Annotated in this window: 25 protein-coding genes; 7 read left to right on the top strand and 18 right to left on the bottom strand. The window is 39.2% G+C overall.

What is annotated here, in order from left to right:
• The first annotated feature begins 29 nt into the window (after positions 1-29).
• Positions 30-665 (top strand): dephospho-CoA kinase, encoded by a 636-nt coding sequence (coaE, locus tag X781_RS07110; RefSeq protein WP_025236198.1) that lies wholly within the window; start codon positions 30-32, stop codon positions 663-665.
• Positions 647-832 (top strand): DNA gyrase inhibitor YacG, encoded by a 186-nt coding sequence (gene yacG / locus X781_RS07105; RefSeq protein ID WP_025236197.1) that lies wholly within the window; start codon positions 647-649, stop codon positions 830-832. Before coaE ends, yacG begins: the two co-directional genes overlap by 19 nt.
• Here the strand turns inward: yacG and holA are convergent, their stop codons facing one another.
• The 3 genes from holA to leuS form a co-directional block, all read right to left on the bottom strand.
• Positions 833-1,855, bottom strand: a complete 1,023-nt coding sequence (gene holA / locus X781_RS07100) for a DNA polymerase III subunit delta (RefSeq protein WP_025236196.1) — start codon at positions 1,853-1,855, stop codon at positions 833-835. It lies immediately after the preceding gene.
• 42 nt (positions 1,856-1,897) lie between these two features.
• A complete protein-coding gene (locus X781_RS07095) occupies positions 1,898-2,386 on the bottom strand; it encodes an LPS-assembly lipoprotein LptE (RefSeq protein WP_025236195.1) in 489 nt (162 codons plus the stop codon).
• 263 nt (positions 2,387-2,649) lie between these two features.
• Entirely contained in the window at positions 2,650-5,235 is a 2,586-nt protein-coding gene (gene leuS / locus X781_RS07090) for a leucine--tRNA ligase (RefSeq protein WP_025236194.1), read from the bottom strand.
• A 189-nt stretch (positions 5,236-5,424) separates the two neighbouring features.
• On the opposite strand from leuS, the gene X781_RS07085 reads away from it, so the two are divergent.
• A complete protein-coding gene (locus X781_RS07085) occupies positions 5,425-5,637 on the top strand; it encodes a hypothetical protein (protein ID WP_025236193.1) in 213 nt (70 codons plus the stop codon).
• Positions 5,630-5,974: a hypothetical protein gene (locus tag X781_RS07080; RefSeq protein WP_025236192.1), complete on the top strand. Its 345-nt coding sequence runs from the start codon at positions 5,630-5,632 to the stop codon at positions 5,972-5,974. Before X781_RS07085 ends, X781_RS07080 begins: the two co-directional genes overlap by 8 nt.
• Positions 5,975-6,026: 52 nt before the next feature.
• On the opposite strand, the gene serS is transcribed toward X781_RS07080, so the two are convergent.
• The 3 genes from serS to X781_RS07065 form a co-directional block, all read right to left on the bottom strand.
• Complete coding sequence (gene serS / locus X781_RS07075) at positions 6,027-7,334, bottom strand: serine--tRNA ligase (protein WP_025236191.1); 1,308 nt, start codon at positions 7,332-7,334, stop codon at positions 6,027-6,029.
• Positions 7,335-7,402: 68 nt separating this feature from the next.
• Positions 7,403-7,882 carry an SsrA-binding protein SmpB gene (gene smpB / locus X781_RS07070; protein ID WP_025236190.1) on the bottom strand — a complete coding sequence of 160 codons (480 nt, stop codon included), beginning with the start codon at positions 7,880-7,882 and terminating at the stop codon, positions 7,403-7,405.
• 131 nt (positions 7,883-8,013) lie between these two features.
• Positions 8,014-9,423: a YcjX family protein gene (locus tag X781_RS07065; RefSeq protein WP_025236189.1), complete on the bottom strand. Its 1,410-nt coding sequence runs from the start codon at positions 9,421-9,423 to the stop codon at positions 8,014-8,016.
• A gap of 60 nt (positions 9,424-9,483) precedes the next feature.
• On the opposite strand from X781_RS07065, the gene X781_RS07060 reads away from it, so the two are divergent.
• Complete coding sequence (locus X781_RS07060) at positions 9,484-10,332, top strand: CYTH domain-containing protein (protein WP_025236188.1); 849 nt, start codon at positions 9,484-9,486, stop codon at positions 10,330-10,332.
• A 32-nt stretch (positions 10,333-10,364) separates the two neighbouring features.
• On the opposite strand, the gene X781_RS07055 is transcribed toward X781_RS07060, so the two are convergent.
• From X781_RS07055 to X781_RS07045, 4 genes are read right to left on the bottom strand one after another with little or no spacing between them, the layout of a single operon-like run.
• Positions 10,365-10,835, bottom strand: coding sequence for a hypothetical protein (locus X781_RS07055; protein ID WP_025236187.1), 471 nt, complete (start codon positions 10,833-10,835; stop codon positions 10,365-10,367).
• Positions 10,828-10,992 (bottom strand): YoaH family protein, encoded by a 165-nt coding sequence (locus tag X781_RS12025; protein ID WP_081732107.1) that lies wholly within the window; start codon positions 10,990-10,992, stop codon positions 10,828-10,830. The genes X781_RS07055 and X781_RS12025 overlap by 8 nt, the downstream gene beginning before the upstream one ends.
• Positions 10,993-11,009: 17 nt before the next feature.
• Entirely contained in the window at positions 11,010-11,738 is a 729-nt protein-coding gene (truC, locus tag X781_RS07050) for a tRNA pseudouridine(65) synthase TruC (RefSeq protein ID WP_025236186.1), read from the bottom strand.
• 26 nt (positions 11,739-11,764) lie between these two features.
• Positions 11,765-12,076, bottom strand: a complete 312-nt coding sequence (locus tag X781_RS07045) for a YqcC family protein (RefSeq protein WP_025236185.1) — start codon at positions 12,074-12,076, stop codon at positions 11,765-11,767.
• Between the two features lie 87 nt (positions 12,077-12,163).
• Between X781_RS07045 and trpCF the strand changes: the two genes are divergently transcribed.
• Together trpCF and mnmC are read left to right on the top strand one after the other, a co-directional pair.
• Entirely contained in the window at positions 12,164-13,588 is a 1,425-nt protein-coding gene (gene trpCF, locus X781_RS07040; protein WP_038643971.1) for a bifunctional indole-3-glycerol-phosphate synthase TrpC/phosphoribosylanthranilate isomerase TrpF, read from the top strand.
• A 216-nt stretch (positions 13,589-13,804) separates the two neighbouring features.
• On the top strand, positions 13,805-15,805 hold the full coding sequence (mnmC, locus tag X781_RS07035) for a bifunctional tRNA (5-methylaminomethyl-2-thiouridine)(34)-methyltransferase MnmD/FAD-dependent 5-carboxymethylaminomethyl-2-thiouridine(34) oxidoreductase MnmC (RefSeq protein WP_025236183.1): 2,001 nt from the start codon (positions 13,805-13,807) through the stop codon (positions 15,803-15,805).
• Between the two features lie 42 nt (positions 15,806-15,847).
• Here the strand turns inward: mnmC and lpxA are convergent, their stop codons facing one another.
• The 8 genes from lpxA to uppS all read right to left on the bottom strand — a co-directional run bounded on the left by lpxA (position 15,848) and on the right by uppS (position 24,402).
• Positions 15,848-16,642: an acyl-ACP--UDP-N-acetylglucosamine O-acyltransferase gene (gene lpxA, locus X781_RS07030; protein ID WP_025236182.1), complete on the bottom strand. Its 795-nt coding sequence runs from the start codon at positions 16,640-16,642 to the stop codon at positions 15,848-15,850.
• Positions 16,643-16,673: 31 nt separating this feature from the next.
• Complete coding sequence (fabZ, locus tag X781_RS07025) at positions 16,674-17,084, bottom strand: 3-hydroxyacyl-ACP dehydratase FabZ (protein WP_051411644.1); 411 nt, start codon at positions 17,082-17,084, stop codon at positions 16,674-16,676.
• A gap of 73 nt (positions 17,085-17,157) precedes the next feature.
• Positions 17,158-18,183 carry a UDP-3-O-(3-hydroxymyristoyl)glucosamine N-acyltransferase gene (gene lpxD, locus X781_RS07020; protein WP_025236180.1) on the bottom strand — a complete coding sequence of 342 codons (1,026 nt, stop codon included), beginning with the start codon at positions 18,181-18,183 and terminating at the stop codon, positions 17,158-17,160.
• The gene (locus X781_RS07015; RefSeq protein WP_025236179.1) at positions 18,183-18,977 is read right to left on the bottom strand and encodes an OmpH family outer membrane protein; all 795 of its coding nucleotides are present in this window, start codon (positions 18,975-18,977) and stop codon (positions 18,183-18,185) included. The genes lpxD and X781_RS07015 overlap by 1 nt, the downstream gene beginning before the upstream one ends.
• Before the next feature lie 80 nt (positions 18,978-19,057).
• A complete protein-coding gene (gene bamA / locus X781_RS07010) occupies positions 19,058-21,439 on the bottom strand; it encodes an outer membrane protein assembly factor BamA (RefSeq protein ID WP_025236178.1) in 2,382 nt (793 codons plus the stop codon).
• Between the two features lie 62 nt (positions 21,440-21,501).
• Positions 21,502-22,815 (bottom strand): RIP metalloprotease RseP, encoded by a 1,314-nt coding sequence (gene rseP / locus X781_RS07005; RefSeq protein WP_025236177.1) that lies wholly within the window; start codon positions 22,813-22,815, stop codon positions 21,502-21,504.
• 3 nt (positions 22,816-22,818) lie between these two features.
• Positions 22,819-23,688: a phosphatidate cytidylyltransferase gene (locus X781_RS07000; protein ID WP_025236176.1), complete on the bottom strand. Its 870-nt coding sequence runs from the start codon at positions 23,686-23,688 to the stop codon at positions 22,819-22,821.
• A 21-nt stretch (positions 23,689-23,709) separates the two neighbouring features.
• Positions 23,710-24,402 (bottom strand): polyprenyl diphosphate synthase, encoded by a 693-nt coding sequence (uppS, locus tag X781_RS06995; RefSeq protein ID WP_235068817.1) that lies wholly within the window; start codon positions 24,400-24,402, stop codon positions 23,710-23,712.
• Positions 24,403-24,429 lie beyond the last annotated feature (27 nt).

Below are 24,429 nucleotides of genomic sequence, written 5' to 3'. Positions count from 1 at the left end.
TTGAGAAACTTTAATTTTGAGGAATTTTTATGACTTACGTTGTCGGCTTAACAGGCGGAATCGGTAGTGGGAAAACAACAGTTTCGGATTTATTTGCCGAGCTTGGTGTAGAAATTATTGATGCAGATATTGTTGCTCGCCAAGTGGTAGAAAAAGGAACGCCTCTGTTGGCTCAAATAGTAGAGCATTTCGGGGAAGATATTCTTAACGCTGAAAAAGAGCTGGATCGAGCTAAGCTACGTCAAATTGTATTTAACAATGAAACCGAAAAAAACTGGCTGAATAATTTACTTCACCCAGCTATTCGGGCAGAAATGGTAAAAAAATTGCAAGAATCGACTGCTTGTTATGTGATTTGGGTTGTTCCTCTGTTAATTGAAAATAAATTAACCGAGTTTTGCGATAGGGTATTAGTGATTGATGTTAGCCCGGAAATTCAGTTAGAACGAGCCACAAGGCGAGATAAAAGCAAAACTGAAACCATTAAAAATATAATGGAGGCTCAAGTAAGCCGTGAGGAAAGATTAAGTTACGCTGATGATGTGATTGAAAATAACCTCCCGCTTGAGCTAGGATTACCTTTAATTAAAGAACAGGTTCAAGCGTTATATCATAAATACTTGGTATTAGCAAAAAAGGAGAAAGAATGCCAGAAACCATCGTAAATTGTCCAACTTGTGAAAAAGAAGTAGTTTGGAATAAGGAAAGTAAATACCGCCCGTTTTGTAGTGAGCGTTGTCAGATCATTGATTTAGGCGATTGGGCGGCGGAAAAGCACGCCATAGCGAGTGAAGAGGCGGAGCTTTTCAGTGAAGATTTGGAGAAATATTAGTTATGCAAATTGAGCAGAGAAACGCTCTAGCTCTAGCCAAATATCATCGCTAAATTCTTGTTTTATTTTACGCTCTAATTCAGCAAGTTGTTGGATTAAGGCGTAAAGTTTTTTATAGGTTAAACGTTGTACCACTTGGCTGTAGAATGGTCTGCGATTTTGCCAGATCTTCAAGCGGTCAAATTCTGTTCGTAAATTACCATTAAAGAGAGCTTGCTCACTTAATACTGGTGTTGGAGAGTGGGTAATTTCAAGCAAAATCAGTAGCTCTTTTTGCACAATGCGTAATAAAACAACCGCTTGTACTTCTTCATTTTGCAAGTGATGTAAAATGCGTTGAGCTCTTCCGATTTTCCCTTCAAAAAGGGCATCAATCCATTGGAATGGAGTAAATTGAGCGGAATGTTCCACTATTTCTTTGACTTTATTAAGGGTAATTTTGCCATCATTGCATTGAAGCTGTAGTAGTTGTAATGCTTGTTTTAATGCAAGTAAGTTGCCCTCGTAGCTATAGCAGAGTAGCTGATTTGCTTCAGCTTCAATCTGTAAATTCATCTCTTTGGCTCGATTACTTAACCATTGTGGTAGCTTGCTGATTTCTGGTGTTTGGCAATTAATTTGCACTAATTGAGCTTCAATTTGACTAAACCAAGCCTGCTTTTCCATCGTTTTGGAAAATTTTGGCAAATGTAAAATAAAGAGTAGATCAGAATGAATTAAAGCACAAAGCTCAGCAAGTTTTTTTAATTGTGTAGCCGTTGGCGATTCAGGAAAATTGAGAATAAGAATTTGGCGTGTAAAAAATAACCCCATCTCTTGAGTTGCTTCAAAAAGAGTTTCCCAGTTTGTGTCATTCTTAATTTCAATCTCTTTCTTTTCATCAAAGCCGTTTGAACGAGCAAATTGAATAATCAAATCTTTGGATTCATTAACTAACAGTAAATCGTTCCCTATTAATAAATAAAAGGGCTGTAATCCTTTGTTTAAAGAGAGTTGGAGTGTTTCCGGGAAAATTTTTTGCATACAGATAAACAATGGGCGAAGGCAATTTCGCCCCTATAATGATTATTTTGAAAGTTCTTTTTTCAATGTTGCCATTTTAATAATAAGCTGACGAGAAGCCTGCTCATACATATCTTTCATAATCATCTCTTGTTCCGCAGATTTAGCAAGGGCTGCACGAGAGTCATCAAAGAAAGTGCGGTGAACAGATACTTCTAACGGATATTGCCCTTTATTTGGAATGTCGGCAATAGCATCTACGTTTAGTGTTAAGATTTTTTCTGCTTCACGAGCTTGTTTGAATACAGAAACCACTTTGCTATCTGTTGAGGTAGAGACTAAACGAAGTTTTGATACATTTGCCGAGCTTGGTACTAATTTTACATCACTTAATTGTAGCTCATTACGCAAAATGCGAGACATATCACTATGTTGGTCTGCACTTTCAAAAGTGAGTGTTCTGAGTGATTCAGGCAATACTTCATTATTTTTGAAATGCCAACCGCAGGCTGTCAGAGCAAAAACAGCAACGAGGGAGAGTTTTTTAATCATAACTAGATTTCCTTGTTTGTTTCCCTCTCCCTTTGTGGGAGAGGGATAGATTTTTCTTCGTTCAGAAGAAAAAGTAGGGAGAGGGGATATTTGGCAGAAATGTCAGTAAAAATGACCGCTTGTGATTCGCCCCTCTCTCTGAAAAATACACCTAAACGGTGCATTTTTCGGTCTCAATATTCGCTACGTTCACTCCTTTGGTGCCGTTGGCAAAGCCAACGTTCAAACGCAAGCGTTTGTCCCACAAGGGGAAAGAGAATGGTTTAGCCTTTCACCACAAAACTCAACATTTTAAATGGAATGTAGATTTCTTTGATAATCTGCTGACCATCTAAGAATTTAGCAACGTTTGGATCGGCTTTTGCGATTGCTTTGACTTCATCTTCGGTTGCAGTTGCAGAAACGGTAATCTTGCCACGCACTTTACCGTTTACTTGCACCACAACAAGTTTCTCATCTTCTACCATCGCAGATTCATCTGCTTGTACCCAAGGAGCGAAGTCGATGCTTTGCTCGTTGCAGAGAGCTTGCCATAATTCAAAACAGATATGTGGCGTGATTGGGTAGAGCATACGCACAACTGCACTTAAGGCTTCAGCCATTACCGCTTTATCTTGCTCAGACTCAAGCGGAGCTTTGGTGAGTTTGTTCATTAATTCCATTACCGCTGCAATCGCTGTGTTGAATGTTTGGCGGCGGCCAATATCGTCAGACACTTTTGCAATAGTTTTATGCACATCACGGCGTAGCTCTTTTTGTGCTTTGTTTAATGCATCCACATCTAATGCAGCAGTTGCCGGATTTTGTGCATATTCATACACTAAATTCCATACGCGACCTAAGAAACGCTTAGCCCCTTCCACGCCGGATTCTTGCCATTCAAGGGTCATTTCTGCCGGCGAGGCGAACATCATAAACAAGCGAACCGTGTCTGCACCGTATTTCTCCACCATTTCTTGTGGGTCGATACCGTTATTTTTCGATTTCGACATTTTGGTCATACCGCTGTGAACCAGTTCACGACCTTCAGGATCGGTTGCTTTAATAATGCGACCTTTTTCATCACGCTCAAGCGTTACTTGCGTAGGGCTGACCCAAATACGCTCGTTCGTTGGGCTGGTGTAGTAGAACGCATCGGCAAGCACCATACCTTGACATAAAAGTTTAGTTGCCGGCTCGTCTGAATTTAGAATACCCGCATCACGCAATAATTTATGGAAGAAACGGAAGTAGAGCAAGTGCATTGTAGCGTGCTCGATACCGCCGATATATTGATCCACCGGCAACCAGTAGTTTGCCTCGTCAGAATCTAACATACCCTCAGAATATTGCGGGCAAGTGTAGCGTGCGTAGTACCAAGAAGATTCCATAAAGGTGTCGAAGGTATCGGTTTCACGCAATGCAGGCTTGCCGTTGTAAGTGGTTTTTGCCCATTCCGGATCAGCTTTGATCGGGCTTTTTACGCCGTCCATCACTACATCTTCAGGCAGAATCACTGGTAAATCTTGCAGTGGAACGGTGGCAACTTCGCCTTCTTCGGTTGTCATCATTGGAATTGGTGCTCCCCAATAACGTTGGCGGGAAACGCCCCAGTCACGCAAACGGAAGTTGACTTGGCGTTTGCCCACATCCATCGATTCTAATTTATCTGCAATCGCATTAAATGCCGCATCAAACTCTAAACCGTCAAACTCGGCTGAATTGATTAATTTACCGTGTTCGGTGTAAGCCGCTTTTGAGAAATCCCATTCTGAGCCATCAAGCGGTTGAATTACTTGATTAATTTGCAAATCGTATTTTTGAGCAAATTCAAAATCACGCTCATCGTGAGCCGGCACAGCCATTACTGCACCTGTTCCGTAGTGCATTAACACAAAGTTAGCGACCCAAACCGGCACTTCTTTGCCTGTTAATGGGTGAATAGCGAACAAGCCTGTCGCCATTCCTTTTTTCTCCATTGTGGCAAGCTCAGCTTCTGCGACTTTGGTGTTTTTCGCATCACGGATAAATTCCGCTAATTCAGGATTATTTTCTGCTGCTAACTCTGCTAATGGGTGAGCCGCTGCTACTGCCACATAGCTCACGCCAAAGAAAGTGTCCGGGCGAGTGGTGTAAACAGGCAAGGTTGCGTTTGAACCAGCGATTTTGAAAGTGATTTCCACCCCTTCAGAACGACCAATCCAGTTGCGTTGCATTGTTTTTACTTGATCCGGCCATTGTGGGAGATTATCTAACTGCGTTAATAACTCTTCAGCATAATCGGTAATTTTGATAAACCATTGTGGGATTTCACGTTGTTCCACAGGAGTATCACAACGCCAGCAGCAACCCTCGTGAACTTGCTCGTTCGCAAGCACGGTTTCATCGTTCGGACACCAGTTTACGGTTGAGGTTTTTTTATAGACCAAACCTTTTTTATAAAGCTCGGTAAAGAACCATTGTTCCCATTTGTAGTATTCAGGGCGACAGGTGGTTACTTCACGATCCCAATCGTAAGAGAATCCCAGCATTTTAAGCTGACCTTTCATATATTCGATATTTTCGTACGTCCACTTAGCCGGAGCGGTGTTGTTTTTCACCGCAGCCCCTTCCGCCGGCAAGCCGAAAGCGTCCCAACCCATTGGTTGAAGTACGTTTTTGCCGATCATACGTTGATAGCGAGAAACCACATCGCCAATAGTGTAGTTACGCACGTGCCCCATATGTAACTTACCTGATGGATAAGGTAACATTGAAAGGCAGTAATATTTCTCTTTGGTAACGTCTTTGACTGCTTTAAAAACTTTGTTTTCTGCCCAATAGTGCTGAACCTTCGGTTCAATTTCACTTGGGTTGTATTGTTGTTGCATAAAATCTAACCTTGCTTTGAATTAGTTAAAAAATTGCTGTGATGATACCGCAAAACAGGGCTTTTTTGAATGGCAAGCGGTGGAATTTGGTGAAAAATTTGCAAGTATGTTGCTGAATAAAAGCTAGACAGCGGAATTTAGAACAGGCAAAATACCGAATATATAACCAGTAGTGCAAAGGAGTTAGTGATGTCTATTGTGATTGTTAAGACTGATTTTGTTGTTCATAAAGAAGATGAGGAGTGGACAGCAGAAGAAATTAAAATGATAGAAGAGCATCTATTAGAAGAGCAATCGGCTCCATACCAAGTAAAAAGAGATGTACCCAAACACGTTTATACTCAGATAGCTGAACGTCTATCAAAAGGGGATGCAACAGCTTGGGAGCAATTAGATGATTAGTATTGATTTTAAAAATAACCTATTAGAGTTCATATTCTATGGTTTATTTTCTGAGCATACTCAAACTAATATCATCAATGGTTTACAGATTTATCCAAAATCAGGCGTTGCATTTCGTCAGGATTTACGTTTTAGAAAGCGAGCGGTTTATCAGCGAGAAATAATGGTATTTTATCAGTTAGATAAACTAGATGAACCGAAGAATGTAACAATTATTGCATTTCGTTTAGGTAGAATGAAAAATCCTATCCGTTTAGATACAGTTCAAAATCGCCGAATAATTGCTGAAATTTTTATGAATTATCCTGAAAAAGAGATTAGGGATAAGATTTATTAAAACGAAACCAACCTCATCGCTAAGGTTGGTTTTTTCTTCTACAGATTAGCTGTTAAGCCGTAATCACTTCCAAACCACCCATATAAGGTCTTAACACCTCAGGTACAGTGATTGAACCATCAGCATTTTGGTAGTTTTCAAGTACGGCTACAAGTGTACGACCAACCGCTAAACCTGAACCGTTTAGGGTGTGAACTAAGCGGGTTTTCTTGTCGCTTTTTGCTTTGCAACGAGCTGACATACGGCGGGCTTGGAAATCCCACATATTTGAGCAAGATGAGATTTCACGGTAAGTATTTTGAGCCGGTAGCCACACTTCTAAATCGTAAGTTTTCGCTGAACCAAAGCCCATATCGCCGGTGCAGAGTAGCACTTTACGGTACGGTAAGCCTAAAAGTTGTAATACTTTTTCTGCGTGTCCGGTTAACTCTTCTAAGGCTTCCATTGATTTTTCAGGGGCAACGATTTGCACCATTTCCACCTTTTCAAATTGGTGCATACGGATTAAACCACGAGTATCACGTCCGTAAGACCCCGCTTCTGCACGGAAACAAGGGGTGTGAGCGGTATATCGTAATGGTAAAGACTCTTCATCAATAATTTCATCACGGACAAGGTTTGTTACTGGCACTTCCGCTGTTGGAATTAAACCAAATGGGCGTTGTACTTCGTTTGGATCTTGTCCCATCAAAGGTTGGGTGTGGAATAAATCTTCGCCGAATTTCGGTAGCTGACCTGTGCCGTAAAGGGTGTCGTGGTTCACTAAAAACGGTACGTTGGTTTCCACATAGCCGTGCTGTTCGGTGTGAAGATCTAACATAAATTGTGATAATGCACGGTGTAAACGGGCTAATTTGCCTTTCATCACCACAAAACGGCTTGCGGTTAATTTCACACCTGCCGCAAAGTCTAAGCCGCCTAAGTTTTCACCTAAAGCAACGTGATCTTTCACTTCAAAATCAAATTGACGAGGTTCGCCCCAACGAGAAACTTCTAAGTTTTCACTGTCGTCTTTACCTAATGGCACTTCTTCTGCCGGTAAGTTTGGTACAGATAAAAGTAAATCACGAATTTCGTTTTGTACTTTATCTAATTCTACTTTGGCGTTATCCAGCTCATTGCCCATTGAATCCACTTCGGCTAATAATGCAGAAATATCTTCACCACGAGCTTTTGCTGCTCCGATATTTTTCGAGCGAGTGTTGCGTTCTGCTTGCAAAGTTTCGGTTTTTACTTGCAAGGTTTTGCGTTGTTCTTCAAGGGTTTTTACACGTTCTACATCTAAAATGAAATTACGTTTAATTTTAAGTGCTTGTGCGATTTCATCAAGATTGGTACGAAGTAGATTTTGGTCGATCATATTAATTTCCTATTTTGTTTGTAGGGATGCACTGCGTGCGTCCGTTTATTTTTTGAATTTTGTATCGGTTAGCCACGATTTGCATTTTTCATAATGCGTTGTTTCGCTACCTGCCATTCACGATCTTTAATATCTTCACGCTTATCGTGCAGTTTTTTCCCTTTTGCCAAGCCGATTTTGACTTTCACCCACGCACTTTTCCAGTACATTGCGGTTGCTACAATGGTAAAACCTTCACGGTTTACTTTGCCGAATAGCGAATCCAGTTCACGTTTATTCAAGAGTAGTTTACGGGTACGGGTTGGATCTGACACAATGTGGGTCGATGCCATATTTAATGGGGTAATCATCGCCCCAAATAAAAATGCCTCGCCGTTACGGAAAATCACATAACTGTCGCCGATATTCACTTTCCCTGCACGTATCGCTTTCACTTCCCAGCCTTGTAATTCAAGCCCTGCTTCGATTTCCTCTTCAATAAAGTATTCGTGTCTGGCACGTTTATTTAATGCAATCGTATTTGATGCAACTTTTGGTTTTTTTGCCATAATTTTAAAAGTGTTATAAAAATTCTTTAAATTCTACCTTAAACGAGCTAAACAGTGAACAACGAAAATCTTTGCAAGCGGTTAAATTTTTGGAAAAATTTGCAAGAAATTGATAAAAAAGCACCGCTTGATTACTCAAACCTATCCGCTAATAAAAATTGCAACACGGAATCCATTCGTAAATGTGGGATAGGTTGGTCATAGTCAATTTGTTTCGGTTCAAATTGGTCGAACTCAAAACGGTTAAATTGCCAATAATTCTTATCCGGCAAGCGGTTCGGCACGGTGCCGGGGTAGAGTGTAACTTGTTTTTTATCGCTTGAGCGAATCCCCCGAATGGCTCTGATGGTTTTATCGTTTTGAGTTACTTTTACCGCATCGGTTGCTTGAATGGCAGAAATGGCTAAATAGCCTGTTTCGATGCCGTCAAATTCGGCGTGTCTGCCACCTTCTTGTACAAGTTGCCGCATTAGGCTTTCTAAGTTTGGTACTTGATCACCGGTGATATGGTCTGCCTTTGTCGCAATAAACAATAATTTGTCGATGTTCGAGGAAAATAAGCGGCTAAACAGTGAACGATTACCGTAATGGAAATGTTTGAAAAGCTGTTGTAGCCCTAATTTCATTTCCATAAATTCATTGTAGCCATAGTTTAATGGGGTGAGGCAATCAGCCAAAATCACTTGGCGGTCGAATTGGGAGAAATAATCCTCATAAAACGGCTTCACAATCTTTTTCTGGTAATGTTCATAACGTTTTTTCAATGTGTGGAAAAAGCTATTTTTATCGCTTTGCTCCAACTTTTCCCAATCTGATTCACTTAAATCTAATAGCGGGAAGAATTGAAAAACCGGTGCACCTTTAGTATTTTCGGTCGGCAATACAAATCTACCCGGCTGAATATATTGCATTCCCTGTGCTTTACACGCGAGTAAATAATCGGTGTATTGCTGGCTCAAATCTGCCAGTAAGTTTTCATCGGCTTTTGCAAAAAGATCGACTTTTTTGACCGCTTGTAACCACGTCTCCCCCAGTGTTGCTCGTTCATCTTTATGCACGGCTTGTTGGGTTTGCGACCACTCTTTATAAGAAAGAGAGAGCAGTGGTAGATCTAACAACCATTCGCCCGGGTAATCAAAAATATCCAAATACAGCGTACCGGTTTCTTTGATATGACGGAGTAATGAATGTTGGCGTTGGTAGCGAATCGCAAGGCGAATTTCACTAATTCCCGTCGTGGAATTTGACCAACGAGGCGGATTAGCTTCAAAGCATTGGCGGTTTTTGTCATATTCAAAACGAGGAATGGTTAAATCACCCTGTTCGACTCGCTTAACGGACAGAATTTGCCCGTTACGAGCCGGAGCAAATAAATTCAAATGCGTATTACCTGCTTTGTTGATATGTAAAAGCTGATCCACAAGGCTGGTAATAAAGGCAGTTTTCCCGCTACGGCTTAAGCCTGTAACCGCTAGGCGTAAATGGTTGTCTAGCCCACGTTGGACAAAGTTATTGAGTTTATGCTGAATTTTAGAAAACATTTTGCAAAATTTATTGATAAAATAACCGCTTGATTATACAACGTTGCAGAGTAGTGTGAAATGGAAAACAAAAATCAGGCAGAAATTGAGCTGAAAATAATGCTCGAACCGCATAACATTTCGTTAATTGAAAATTGGTTAAATAGTGTGAAAGCATTTGAATTGCTTGAGCAGAAATCCCAAACGCTAGGTAATAGCTATTATGATACTCCAGAGCAGTTTTTTGCTTCACAGAAGATGGGACTACGAGTTCGCTCGCAAAACCATCAATTTGAGATTACGCTTAAAACCAAAGGCGAAATTGTAGGTGGATTACATATTCGCCCTGAATATAATTTATCTCTTCCAACTAATCAGCCTGATTTTCTTGCGTTAGTTGAAAAATTTAATTTGCCGTTTGAGAATGCAGAGCAAATTGCTAATAGTCTGCAAACTATTTTTAGCACGGATTTCACTCGCCAAATTTGGTTATTTAAGGTTGGAACGTCTGAAATTGAAGTAGCATTAGATCAAGGCTTAATTAAAAACCGATATGGCGAAGAGGCTATTTCTGAGTTGGAATTTGAAATAAAACAAGGCAATTTAAGCGATTTATTTAACTTAGTTGAAGCAATGCCAAAAGCAGATGGAATGTGGCTAAGTGGTTTAAGTAAAGCTCAGCGTGGCTATTTGGTTGGACAAGCGGTCAAATTTGAACAAGATATTGCAAAAGCAATGCGTCAAGAAAATAGTTATCAACTTGAGCAAAAACTAGCTGATTTTATTCGTGTAGGAAATGAAAATAAAGCTGTGTTGGAACGATTTAATCAATGCGTAAATCAGAAGTTAGAAACCTGGGAAGACTCGAAAGCGTTTGTGAAAAGCCAAGATTATTTAATGGCGAATTTAGCAATCTTGAAAAGCATATAGTAAAAAACCACAGATTACTCTGTGGTTTTTGTTTATTTTACAATTTCAAATTCTAAGCCTTTGAAAACTTGGTCGTTAATTTGAACGTCCATTTTGTATTTTCCGATGGGATCGGTTTTGTCAAAGTCCCAACAACGACTCACATATTTTTCGGTTACATTATTTAAATTGGTAATAATAGTATTACTCGTGCCATCTGGAGAGGCTTGAACCTGAGAACCTTCAGCAATAGCTTTTGATTTTGCCGGAGCATAAATTGCTTCTGCAATCATCACTTTACCTTCTACAGGCACATTAATGCTGTTCCAACATAGTCTATTTTGTTTTTTAGCAATATTGAGTTTGTTGCCTTGAATTGGTTTGGCAACTTTACCACTTACATCAAAAATCTGTATTGCGACAGCAGGTTTCCCGTCTAATGGTTTAGTAACAGGCTTTTCTGCTGCTGCAAAACTATAGTGAGATACCATCGCTAAGGTAAGTACTGTGAATAATTTATTCATTGTTCATTTTCTCCGATTTTTGGTGCTTTTCTCTTAATTGATTAGCAATAATTTGAATGGCTTCTCCGGCACTTATACCTTCTGCCATCAGTTTTTGAATTTCTTCCACGGCAGCTTGTTGCTGTTCGTGTGTGAGTGATAGAAGTGAATTATCCATATCTTCCTCGTCTTTGTCTAATAGTATTGCGTAAAGTTCCAGTCAAAAAATGTAAAGAGTTGTCGCCATTGTTCATCAAGCGGTGCAATTATCTCAATTTTTTGCAAATTTTTGGGGTGTTGAAATTGTAATTTATGGGCGTGTAACATTAAACGGCTCACGCCTGATTTTTCGTTTAAGGCTCGATTTTGGTGTAGATCGCCATATTTACTATCCCCTATAATCGGGTGGAAAAGATGTTTCAAATGGCGACGAAGTTGGTGCTTCCGCCCGGTTTGTGGAAAAAGTTCCACCAAACTATAACGTGCGGTTTGGTGTTTACCAACCGCATAAGGCATTTCCACCGTTGCCAACCCTTTGTAATCGGTAATTGCCTGTTGAGCCTCTTTTTCTTGCGAAAATTTATCGGCGATTTTATCTAAAATCACTTTCAGCGGATAATCAATCCGAGCCTCACCTTGCAAATAACCTCGTACAACCGCTAAATAGCTTTTTTGGATTTGATGTTGTTCAAATTGTTCACTCATTAAACGTGCCGTTTCGCTGTTAAGGGCAAACAGCAGTACGCCGGAGGTCGGGCGGTCTAAACGATGAATTGGGAAAACGTGTTGCCCGATTTGATCCCGCAAGGTTTGCATCGCAAACACTGTTTCGTGCTTATCTAGCCAAGAGCGATGCACTAACATTCCGGCAGGTTTGTTAATGGCAATAAGTTCATCGTCTTGGTATAAAATGTCTAAGGTCATATTATTTTGAGGGCGATTAATAGAAATTAATCTTTCAACAACGTTTCTAATTTCAATACAGGCTCACAAATTGCCTGCAAATATGCTTCATTTTTTAACGCTTCTTCCAAATAAGGTGTAATGGCAAAATTGCGAGGTAAATCGGCGGTAGCTTCTAAAATAGCTCGCATTCTTGGAATAAAAATCCATTGTAGCCATTGAGTTGGTGTGAGCGTTTCAACACAAAACGGTTGCTCATTGGCAAGTGCCTCAGGGCTTGGCGGAGTAGCTTCCCACAGTTGATTAACACGCAGGGCAATTTCTAAATCTGATAAATGTTGTTTAACTTGATCTTTCATTTCAGTTTCGCTTGTGAAATTCGTCTTTTTCAGGTAAAAATAAGCACAGATTCTACCACTCAAACTTATTTCTCTCTAGGAATTTATATGCAAAATACCGATTCAACTAATCAGCCGACTATTTTACAAAAAATCGTACAAGATAAAGCGATTTGGGTGGAGCAAAAGCAACAAGATTTCCCATTAAGCGAATTTCAGCACAAAATCGTGAAAAGTGAGCGTGATTTTTATGCTCAATTGGCAAAAGGTTCTCACCAAGAGCCTGCGTATATTTTAGAGTGTAAAAAAGCTTCGCCATCAAAAGGATTAATTCGAGCAGAGTTTGATTTAGACAGTATTTCGGCAGTTTATAAAAACTATGCCAGTGTGATTTCTGTTTTGACTGATGAGCAATATTTTCAAGGCGATTTTCGCTATATCGACCAAGTTAAACGTCAGACTACACAGCCGATTTTGTGTAAAGATTTTATGATTTCGCCTTATCAAGTTTATCTTGCCCGTTTTTATAACGCTGATGCGATTTTGCTGATGTTATCGGTAGTTGATGATAAAACTTATCGTGAACTCTCAAATTTAGCTCACGAGCTAGGAATGGGGGTGCTGACTGAAACCAGCACCGAAGCAGAATTTGAGCGTGCATTAGCGTTAGGGGCGAAAGTGATTGGCGTGAATAACCGAGATCTGCACACGCTCACGATTGATATGAACCGTATTGTACGTTTGGTGGAAAAATATCAAGACCACATTCCTGTTGATGTTTGTTTAGTCTCTGAGTCAGGTATTAATGATCACAATCAGGTTAAACGAATTAAGCCTTATGTTAACGCTTTTTTGATCGGCAGTAGTCTGATGGGGAATGCGGATCTAAATAATGCGGTGCGTGCAGTGGTTTTCGGCGAAAATAAAGTGTGCGGTTTAACTCGAGTGCAAGATGTAAAAGCAGTGTATAAGCTAGGGGCATTGTATGGTGGTTTAATTTTTGCCGAAGGCTCGCCACGCCAGCTTTCGCTTCGCCAAGCACAGGAATTAGTGGTAAATGCACCACTTCGTTATGTGGGCGTATTCCAAGATCAAGCGGTCGAATTTGTGGAGAAAATTGCAAAACAGTTGGAGTTATTTGCGGTGCAATTACACGGCTCTGAAGATGATGGATATATTGCAGAGTTGGCTGAAAAACTTGGCGATCAAACCCAAATTTGGAAAGCATTATCAGTGGATATTGAAGCGGAAAATGTAGAGTTTGAGAATAATCCACAAGTTGCTCGTTATGTGTTAGACAGCAAAGTGGCGAACCAGCAAGGCGGTACAGGCAAAACTTTTAACTGGGCGTTAATTCCAGAAACGTTGAAGCAGAAATCATTATTAGCGGGCGGTATTAATGCGGAAAATATTGAAACTGCCTTAGCTCAAGGTTGTTTAGGCGTGGATTTAAACTCAGGTGTTGAAAGTGCCAAAGGCGTAAAAGATTTGGAAAAATTGACCGCTTGTTTTACGAAAATTATTCACGCATAGCGACACAACTCATTAAATTGTGTTAAAATAAAACCGATATTTTAACAATAACTAACAATGAGGATTTATATATGGGTACTTTGGGTTATTCAATGCTAACAGTGGCTTTCGCACTTGGTATGATTGTCTTTTTAGCCTACAATATTTTCTAATATTTATTCATTATTAAGGCACGGAAAATCTCTTGGTTTTCCGTGTTTTGTTTTGAGGGATATGATGTCTAAGCTTACTTTTGCCTCACTTTCTTTTAATGCTGCAAATACGCCTGTTTCAGAGCAATTTGATGATATTTATTTTTCCAGCCAAGATGGTTTAGCGGAAAGTTATTATGTTTTCCAAGAAGGTAATCAACTTTGGGAAAAATGGCAATCTCACACAAAAGATGTTTTTGTGATTGCGGAAACAGGCTTTGGTACAGGTTTAAATTTTTTAGCGGTTGCTGATAAATTCCAGCAATTTCAAGCGGAATTTCCACAAAGCAAACTCAAACGGCTTTATTTTATTTCATTTGAGAAATTCCCTCTCACTTCAAGCCAGCTCAGCGAAATTCATCAACATTACCCACAATTTGCAAACTTATCTGAAAATTTGATCGCTTGCTGGTTGCCACGTCAGAAAGGCTGTCAGCGTTATCACTTTAAAAATATTTATTTGGATTTATGGTTTGGTGATATTGCAGAGAATTTACCTCAGTTAGGTGATCTTTATAATAGTACAGTCGATTCTTGGTTTTTAGATGGTTTCTCGCCCGATAAAAACCCTGAGATGTGGAATGACCATTTATACCAGCAAATGTTCCGTTTAACTACGAATGGCGGCAGTTTTGCAACTTTCACGGCTTCAAGTCGTGTCAGACGAGGCTTGCAAGCAGCAGGTTTTGATGTAAAAAAACGCAAAGGTTTCGGCAAAAAACGAGAAATGCTGTGGGGAGAAAAACCGCTTGAAAGCTTAATTCAAGTGTCTAATTATCCTTATTTTTATGCCAAAAATGAAAGTGTAGAAGATATTGCGATTATTGGTGGCGGTGTGGCAAGTTTATTTGTGGCGTTATCACTACTAGAAAAAGGCAAGCAAGTTACGCTTTATTGCAAAGACGAAAATGTAGCGATGAATGCCTCCGGTAATTTGCAGGGAGCGATTTATCCACAATTGAGTGATGACGATGAACGAAATGTGCGGTTTTATATTCACAGTTTTGACTATGCGTTGCAAAGATTAGCACAGCTTAAAGCGGAAGTAGAATTTGAGCATAATCTAAATGGTGTGGCACTTTATGCCTATAATGATAAAACAGCGAAAAAACTTGCCAAAATGGCGGAACAAACTGATGACGAAACGCTATTTAAATTGTGTTCTGCTGATGAATTAAGCGAGAAATTAGGCTTAAATGTACCAAGCGGTGGGGCTTTTATTCCACAAGGTGGTTGGCTTTCGCCAGTACAGTTTGTGAGAAATGGCTTTGCGTGGCTTGAAGCAAAAGGGCTGAAAATAGTGCTTAATCACAAAGTGGAGAATTTGCTATTTTCAAACGGAAAATGGCAATGGCAGACAGCTGGAGACGTTTTTCAACACCAAGCCGTTGTGCTGGCAAATGGTTATACATTGAATGAATTTAGCCAAGCTAATGGCATTCCACTTTACCCTGTACGGGGGCAAGTGAGCCAAATTCCTACTACAATGCAACTGCAAAAACTAAAATGTGTGGTTTGCTATGATGGCTATTTAACGCCAATGGCGAAATCAGGGACGCATTGTATTGGGGCAAGCCATATTCGAGATAATGCAGAAACCCGTTTTAGCGAAACAGAACATTTAGAGAATATTGCAAAACTTCAGCAAAATTTAACCGCTTGTGAGTGGACAAATGGCATTGATTATTCGCAAAATCTGGCAAAAGTTGGTATTAGAGCGGCATTTCGAGATCGCATTCCAATGGTGGGTGCAATTCATCATTTTACTCGCCAAAAAGAGCAGTATGCCAATTTATACAATCAGCTAAGACGCAAACAAGCGGTCGAAAATGCGGAAATTTTTGCAAATTTATATATGGTGAATGGGTTAGCTTCTCGCGGTTTGACTACCGCTCCATTATTGGGGGAGCTATTAGCAAGTTTGATTGCTAATGAGCCAGTGCCGATAAGCGAAGATATTTGGCATAATTTAAGTCCAAACCGAACTTGGTTACGGAAGTTGCTAAAAGGCTCTACGGTTGAATAAAAATAAACCCCGAAATGTAATTTTCGGGGTTTATTTTATTATTTAGCGAATAATACCACGCGTTGAGCGTTTGAAGAATTCTTTGAAAATAGCAACAGCCGGTTCGTTTGCTGCCAGTTGTTCAATTTCTGCCAAACTCTCTTCTAATGTTTTCCCACTAGTATAGATTAGTTTATATACTTTGCGGATTGCGTGTAACGTTGCTTTATCAAAACCACGACGTTTTAAGCCTTCAAGGTTAATACCAAACGGACGAGCGTGGTTACCTTGTGCCATTACATAAGGAGGAACATCTTGGCTAACCATTGAGCCGCCGCCTAACATAACGTGTGAGCCAATGACCACAAACTGATGAATTGCAGACATTCCACCTACAATCACGAAATCGTCTAATGTAACGTGTCCTGCAAGTGTACCATTGTTAGCAATAATGCAGCGATTACCAATAGAGCAGTCGTGAGCAATATGGGTGTTGATCATAAATAAATTATCATCGCCGATTTTAGTTACACCACCGCCTTGTACTGTACCACGATGAATGGTTACGCTTTCACGAATACGGTTACGATTACCAATGATGACTTTAGTCGGCTCGCCTTGGTATTTTAAATCTTGGTTGATTTCCCCAATACTGGCAAATTGGAAAATATGGTTGTCCTCGCCAATTTCAGTTAAACCATTAATTACAACGTGTGAATGGATTTTTGTTCTTGCACCGATTTTTACATCTTTACCAATCACCGTAAATGGTCCGATTTCAACACGAGCACCAATTTGTGCACCCTCTTCAATAATAGCAAGTGGGCTGATTTGAGCGGTTGAATCAATTAGACGCATAGTTAGCTCCTTTAATTTTAGCTAGATTAAATTATTTACGGCGTGCACACATTAAGTCCGCTTCACACACTAATTTTCCATCAACGTATGCTTTACCTGTGAATTTAGTGATGCCTCGCACTTCTTTTAAAAATTCCACTTCAAGTTGAAGCTGATCGCCGGGTACTACAGGACGTTTAAAGCGAGCATTATCAATCGCAGCAAAGTAATAAAGCTCATCTTCATTTAACTTACCATAAGTTGCAACTGCTAATACGCCTGTTGCTTGAGCCATCGCTTCAAGAATTAATACACCGGGAAAAATCGGAGCATTTGGGAAATGACCTGTAAAACACGGTTCATTAAAAGTTACATTTTTAATCGCTTTTAGCCATTTGCCTGCTTCATAGTCTGTTACACGATCAACTAAAAGAAAAGGGTATCTATGCGGTAACATACCCATAATTTCGGTAACTTCAATAATTTTAGACTCACGATTTTCAGTTGTAGTTTCTGACACTTTAGACCTCTAATAATTAATCATTAAAACGTTTTTCGAGTGATTTTAAACGTTTATTCATTTCATCAATATTCATCACTAATGCAGCAGTTTTACGCCACTCTTTATTCGTCTGTAGCGGAATACCTGATGAATAAATGCCTTTTTCTGTAATTGGTCGCATCACCATTCCCATACCAGTAATGATAGCACCATCACAGATTTCCATATGACCGTTAATAACGCTCGCTCCTCCAATTTGGCAGAAACGACCGACTTTTAGACTGCCAGCCATAATTACACCGCCAGCAACGGCAGTACCAAAACCAATGTGAACATTATGGGCGATTTGGCAGAGGTTATCAATAATCACATTATCTTCGATTACAGTCGGATCTAACGCACCTCTGTCAATACAAGTGCAAGAGCCGATTTCCACACGATTACCGATAATCACACCACCGGTTTGTGGGATTTTAATCCATTGACCTTTATCGTTAGCATAACCGAAGCCATCGCTACCAATCACGGCTGAAGATTGGATTAAACAATCAGAACCGATTTGTACATTATGGTAAACCGACACATTTGCCCAGAGTTGGGTTCTTGCACCAATTTTACTATTTTTACCGACGAAGCAGCCTGCACCGATTATCGCATCATCGCCTAGCTCTACACCGCTTTCAATCACGGCATTTGCCCCAATAGACACATTATTACCTAATTTGGCTTCAGGCGAAATGACCGCATTTGGGTGAATGCCTGTTGCCGCTTTTGGGGTAGAGTCCATATATTGTGCCAGTAATGCGTAAGCTACATAAGGATTCGCTACAATAATTAAATTTTGATCTTCACGGCAAAATTCAACATCTGCGGGGCTAACAATGATTGCACCTGCGTTACAAGCGGTTAAATTTTCCCGATATTTTGCATTTGAGATAAAGGTAATTTGAGAGCTGTTTGCTTTATCTAAAGCGGCTATGCTTTGAATAGCCAAATCGGCGTTACCCCTAAGAGTACCGCCGATATGCTCCGCTAAATCAATTAAACGGAAATTTGCCATTATTTTTTCGCTTCTTCTGGTTTAGTTTCTTCAGCTTTCGCTTCCGGTGCTTTCTCTACAGCCGGTTGAGCTTCTGCCGGTTTTTCTATTTTGATATCAGGGTGTTTTTTTACAATTGCATCAAGCACTGCTTCAGTAATGTCTTTGCTTTCATCTTCCGCATAAAGTGCAACTTGAGGTTGGAGTATTAAAGTATAACCTTTTGATTTTGCAATTTCTTTAATAGTTACATTAACTTCATCTACTGCTTGTTTTTGAACTTCTTGAGGGTTAATACCGCCATTTTCTTTATTAGCTTGCTCAATTTTTTTCTGGAAGTCGTCAGCACGTTTTTGGAATGCTTCTGCTTTTTTAGCAAAATCCGCTTCACGTTTTTGAATGGCTTCTACTTTCTTTTGGAAAGCATCTGCTTCTTTTTGAATTGCATTTTGACGAGCTTGGATATCTTTTGAACGTAAGCGAGGAGCTTCTTTCTCTAAAGCAGCTACTTTTTTCTTAATAGAAGCTTCAACAGTTTTTTGCTCATCTTGTAATTTTTGAGCATCGGTATTGATTTTGTTACGTTCAGCCGTTAATGCTTTATTTTCTTCAGCTAATTTTTTGTCTTCATCTGCAAATTTTTCTTGGCTTTCCTTCACGAATTTATCGAATTTTGCCGTTGCGTCTAATAAAACAGGGTGGTTTTGTAAAACGTAAGTTGGATCAACAAAACCAATGGTATCCGCTGCGGTAGCCATATTTGTTGCAGTTGCTAAAGCAATAGTTAAACCTGTCATTTTAAATAATTTTTTCATTGTTTTTCCTTTTTAAAGAAACGGTTGAATTAAGCGGTCAATTTGCAAAATTTATGTCATTTTTGACCGCTTGTAGTGAATTAGAATGAGCTGCCGATATTAAATTGGAATTGCTCGATTTCATCATTATCGTACTTACGAATTGGTTTCGCATAAGAGAATGACAATGGACCAATTGGCGACATCCATTGGAATGCAACACCTGCCGAAGCACGGAAACGTTTGAAATCACCGTGATTAGGTAATGTTGGGTATTCTGATTGTTTCCATTTAGTATTCCAAGCTGTTGCTGCATCAACAAAGATAGAAGTTCTTACATTGTGTTGGTATTTTTCGCTCACAAATGGTGTTGGTGTAATTAGCTCCAAACTTGTAGCCACTAAAGCATTACCACCGATAATATCATTATTTACATTATCAAATTTGCCTGATTTAGCATTGTAGTAAATAGCTTGTGGACCGATTGCACCGTAAGAGAAACCTCTTAATGTACCAATACCACCAGCGGTGTAAAGTTGGTAGAATGGTACTTCTTTTCCACCCAAACCGTTAGTATAAGCAACGCTCGCTTTAGTTGAGATAACCCATTTATGTTCACGATTTAATGGGAAATAGTTTCTAAAGTCTGCACTTACACGATAATATTTATTATCAGAACCTGGAATAGTGATTTTACCACCGATATTCGCTGTAGTTCCTTCTGTCGGGAAATAACCTCTATTTAAGCTGTTATAGTTCCAGCCTAATGAAAAATCGAAATCATCTGCTTTAATTTTGTCATAGTAGCTTGAGTTAGGATCAAACTTAAAGTTCATTGATTTCACATATTTTTCACGGGTATATTCACGAGACGCATTTTTGATTTTATCGTGCGTATAGCCCAAACCTAAATAGTATGAGTTATTTTCATTCACCGGGAAGCCAAGCGTACCGTTAATACCATAAGTTTGGCGTTTATATGAAGCGACGTTATCATTTTTCGAGTTATCGTAATCTTCATAGAATACATTACCGCCTAAACTTACCCCATCTTTAGTGAAGTACGGCTCGGTATAGCCTAAGTTGATACTTGTACCATAATCGTTACGATTACCGTTTAAGCTGATAGTTGAACCCATACCTAAGAAGTTATCTTGTTTGATACCTGCTTGGTAGCTGATACCACTTTCTGTACCGTAACCGATACCAAAGTTAATACTACCTGTATTACGCTCTTTAATTTTATACACTACATCAACTTGGTCTGAAGTGTTTTCTACATTTTGCATAGACATCTCAACACTTTCATAGAACCCGGTTCTTTCTAAGCGAGCTTTACCTAATGATGCTTTATTAGTTGATAACCAAGCACCCTCTTGCTGACGCATTTCACGGCGGAGAGTTGAGTCTGCGGTAACATCATTGCCTTCGAAGCGAATTTTACGCACATAAATTCGACGACCGGCATCAACGACAAAGCTGATTTTAACGCTATTATCTGCATCATTAAATTGAGGATGAATATCTACTTTAGCAGAGCCGTAGCCGGCATCACCTAAGATGTTTTTAATTTCTTCTTCAATTTGGGTGAGATCTGATTTACGGAAGGTTTGACCTGCTTTAAAATCTTTTAATAATGGATTTAATTTATTATCCATATTGGCAGTATTGCCGATAATACGCATTTCACTGATATTGTATTGTGAACCTTCGTTTAATTTGTATGTGAGGTTCACTTCAGTTTTATCATCATTGAATTGCACATCGGTATCTTCAATCGCAAATTTGGCATAACCACGATTTAAATAGAAGTCTCTCAATGTTTCTAAATCTTTTTGGTAAGCCGTTTGTTCAAATTTGCTACTTTCAAAAATATTCCACCAAGATACATCGGGCTGAATATCTAAATTTTCTAATAATTTTTTATCAGAGAATGCGTTATTACCTTCAAATTTAATGGTTTTCGCCTTTGTTACATCGCCTTCATCAATCACTAATTTAACATTTACACCACCTTCGGTATTATTGGTTACAACGGTATCGATTTTAGCTAAATAACGACCTGTAGAGCGGTAATGTTCAACAAGACTTTCTTTAAAGGCTTCTAATTTTTCAGCATTAAAAATTTCGCCTTGAGCAATTAAGTTTGCTTTTAAGTTTTGTTCCAACGCGTCTTTGGGGATAGCCTTATTGCCTTCAAGTTCTACTTTACCGATAATCGGTTTTTCCGCTAGTTTAATAACAAGGGTATTGCCTTCTCGTGTTGCACGCACATCTGCAAAACGTTGCTGATTGAATAAGTGGCGAACTACATTGGAAACATCTGTATCTGTTGCAGTTTGACCCACTCTAACAGGAATAGATGAAATAATAGCTGCACCTGTTGTTGGCTGAACGCCTTCAACACGAATATCTTTAACGACGAAAGGTGCAGCAATGACACCATTTGCAATTAAAAGAGAAGAAAGTAATAATTTTTTCATTGAAATTATCCTATGATTGTATTGCATTAATTTGCAAAATTATTAGAAAAATAAACCGCTTGTTAAAAATGAATAACGTCATTGATAAAGGCAAACACCATTAACCCTAGTACAAATGCAATGCCGATTTGTTGAAATAGCATCTGTATTTTTTCAGATAATGCTTTGCCTCGAACAGCTTCAACAGCTAATAAAACCAGTTGTCCGCCATCTAACGGTAAAATTGGAAACAGATTCATTACGCCTAAATTGACACTGATTAATGCCATAAAACTTAAATAATAAATCAAGCCAATTTCAGCCGTTGCCCCAGCTCCTTTTGCCATTGAGATAGGACCGCCTAAATTTTTAATTGATAAATCACCGGTAATTAGATTACCAATAAATTGTAGTATGGTTTGAATTAAAGACCATACTTTTTCAAGACTTTTATAAAATGCGGTAAGAATATCATATTTTAATTCGGTGCGATATTTATCTGCAAGCCTTTCGTATGTTGGCACAATGCCGATAATGTAGCGGTCATCTCGCTTTTCGGGCTGAAGACTTAGTGTCTTAATTTGCCCCTTTTGTTCAATTTGAAGTTCAATTAAATTGCCCGTTTGGACATTTTCCACAAGAGTAGCCCAGTCAAAAGGTTGTTGATTAATCTTGAGAATTCTATCCCCCGAAGTCAATCCCACTTTTTCAGCAGGCGAGTTTTCAACAACTTCTTTGATTTCAGGCATTACTTTCGTACTTTTAGGACGAATACCTAATACCGTTAATGGATTCTCTTTGGCACTATCAATATTCCAGCCGGAAAGATCTAACTCATAGCGTTGAGTAGCTTGAGTATCAATTAGTTGTCCTTCTAGTTGTACATTTTTATTGCCAACTGCACCCACTAATGCAAGCGAAGCACTTTCCCAATCGTGAATATTTTGATTACCTATTTTTGTAATTTCTAATTCAGCAGGTAATTGAGCTTGTGCTGCAATCGTATTAGGTAAAACCTCACCAATTACAGGCTTAATAGTAGGAATACCTGAAACAAATACTACCCAATAAGCGAGTATAGCAAAGATAAAGTTTGCGGCAGGACCTGCAAAAATAATAAAAGCACGCTGTAAAACAGACTTCGTCGCTAATGATTGTTCTGGTCTGGCATCAACGCCTTGCTCGCCATTCCACATTTGTACATAGCCACCGAGGGGAATTAATGAGAAAGCAAATTCTGTGCCGTGCTTATCGGTTTTTCTAAATAACACTTTACCAAAACCGATAGAAAAACGGGTTACTTTCACGCCACATTTACGTGCAGCCCAGAAATGCCCGTATTCGTGTACGAATACCAGTACGCAGATTAGAACAAAAAAGGCAATAGTTGAAGTCATAGCTTATAGTACAAAAAAGAAGAACGTTGTGAAAAACGGAATTGCCGCTGTTAAGCTATCAATACGATCTAAAATACCGCCGTGTCCCGGAATAAGATTACTGCTGTCTTTAATACCGGCTTGGCGTTTGAACATACTTTCAACTAAATCGCCTAGTACAGAAATTGCTACCGTTGCAATAGAAACTATAATAAATGGTGTGGTGGCTAATTCTCTGCCGAATACATTCACAGGTGTAAGTTGTAAGAATGCAAAAGCAATCACGCCTGACGTTAATAAACCACCCAAAACACCTTCCCACGATTTCCCCGGAGAAACTTTCGGTGCAAGTTTTCTTTTACCAAATGCTCTACCAAAGAAATAAGCACCGGAGTCTGCCCCCCACACTAATAAGCAAACATAGAGGAATAAATAAGTACCTTGATACGGATCGATATGGTAATTATGGAAGCGTAATGCTAATACACCAATTAAAAAAGGAATTAAGGTAGCAAAACCAAATAAGAATTTAGCTACAACCGACTTTTCCCATAGTTTGGCAGAATTTGGATAAGTAACTACTAATACAAGAGCAATTAGCCACCAAATGCAACCAATAAAGAGAATAGGCGTGGTTTCATCAGTAATAAAACGTGTTGCTCGGATATAATCGGTATTAGCAACTACTGCAAAAAGCAATAAACAGATAGTAACCATAGCCACAATCGCACGAGGTACAGGGCGTTTAAAACCTGCAAATTGAGCCCATTCCCACATTGCCGCAACAATAATTGCAGATAATGCGATAGTTAATGGCAATGGAGAAAGCCAGAAAATAGCTGCCAATACGGCAATAATCATAATAATTGCTGAAAGTACACGTTCTTTAAGCATTGTGTTTCCTTGTAAATTGTATTAACAACCACCAAATCGGCGTTCACGCTGTTGATAAGCTAAAATTGCTTCACTAAAAGAGTCTTCGTTGAAATCAGGCCATAAAACAGGGCTGAAGAAGAGTTCCGCATAGGCAATTTGCCATAATAAAAAGTTGCTGATCCGTTGTTCGCCACTTGTTCTAATGAGTAAATCCACCTGCGGTTGAGCTTCTGTTACTAAATGTTGCTGAAATAACTCAGGGGTAATTTGTGCAATATCAAGCTGGTTCTCTTTTACTTGTAATGCTAATTTTTGTGTAGCTTGCACAATATCCCAATAGCCACCGTAATTTGCTGCAATATTTAAAATTAGCCCAGTATTGTTTTCAGTTAATTTTTCTGATTCTGCAATACGTTTTTGCAAGCTTTCACTAAAGGCAGATTTATCACCAATAATATTCAAACGGATATTATTTTTATGCAATTTTTTGACTTCAGAATCTAAGGCTTTCATAAAAAGTGTCATTAAAGCGGACACTTCAGTTTCCGGTCTGCTCCAATTCTCACTACTAAAAGCATAAAGTGTTAGCACCTTAATCTGATATTTGGCTGCAAAACTTACCGCAGAACGAACCGCTTTCACACCGTTTTGATGCCCGAAAATGCGTAATTTTCCTTTCTGCTTAGTCCAGCGACCATTGCCGTCCATAATAATGGCAACGTGTTTGGGCATATTTTGAGGATCAAAGTTCACGGATTC

The organism is Mannheimia sp. USDA-ARS-USMARC-1261, assembly GCF_000521605.1.
GTDB classification, from domain to species: Bacteria; Pseudomonadota; Gammaproteobacteria; order Enterobacterales; family Pasteurellaceae; genus Mannheimia; species Mannheimia indoligenes.
This window is presented reverse-complemented; position numbering and strand designations above follow the sequence as displayed.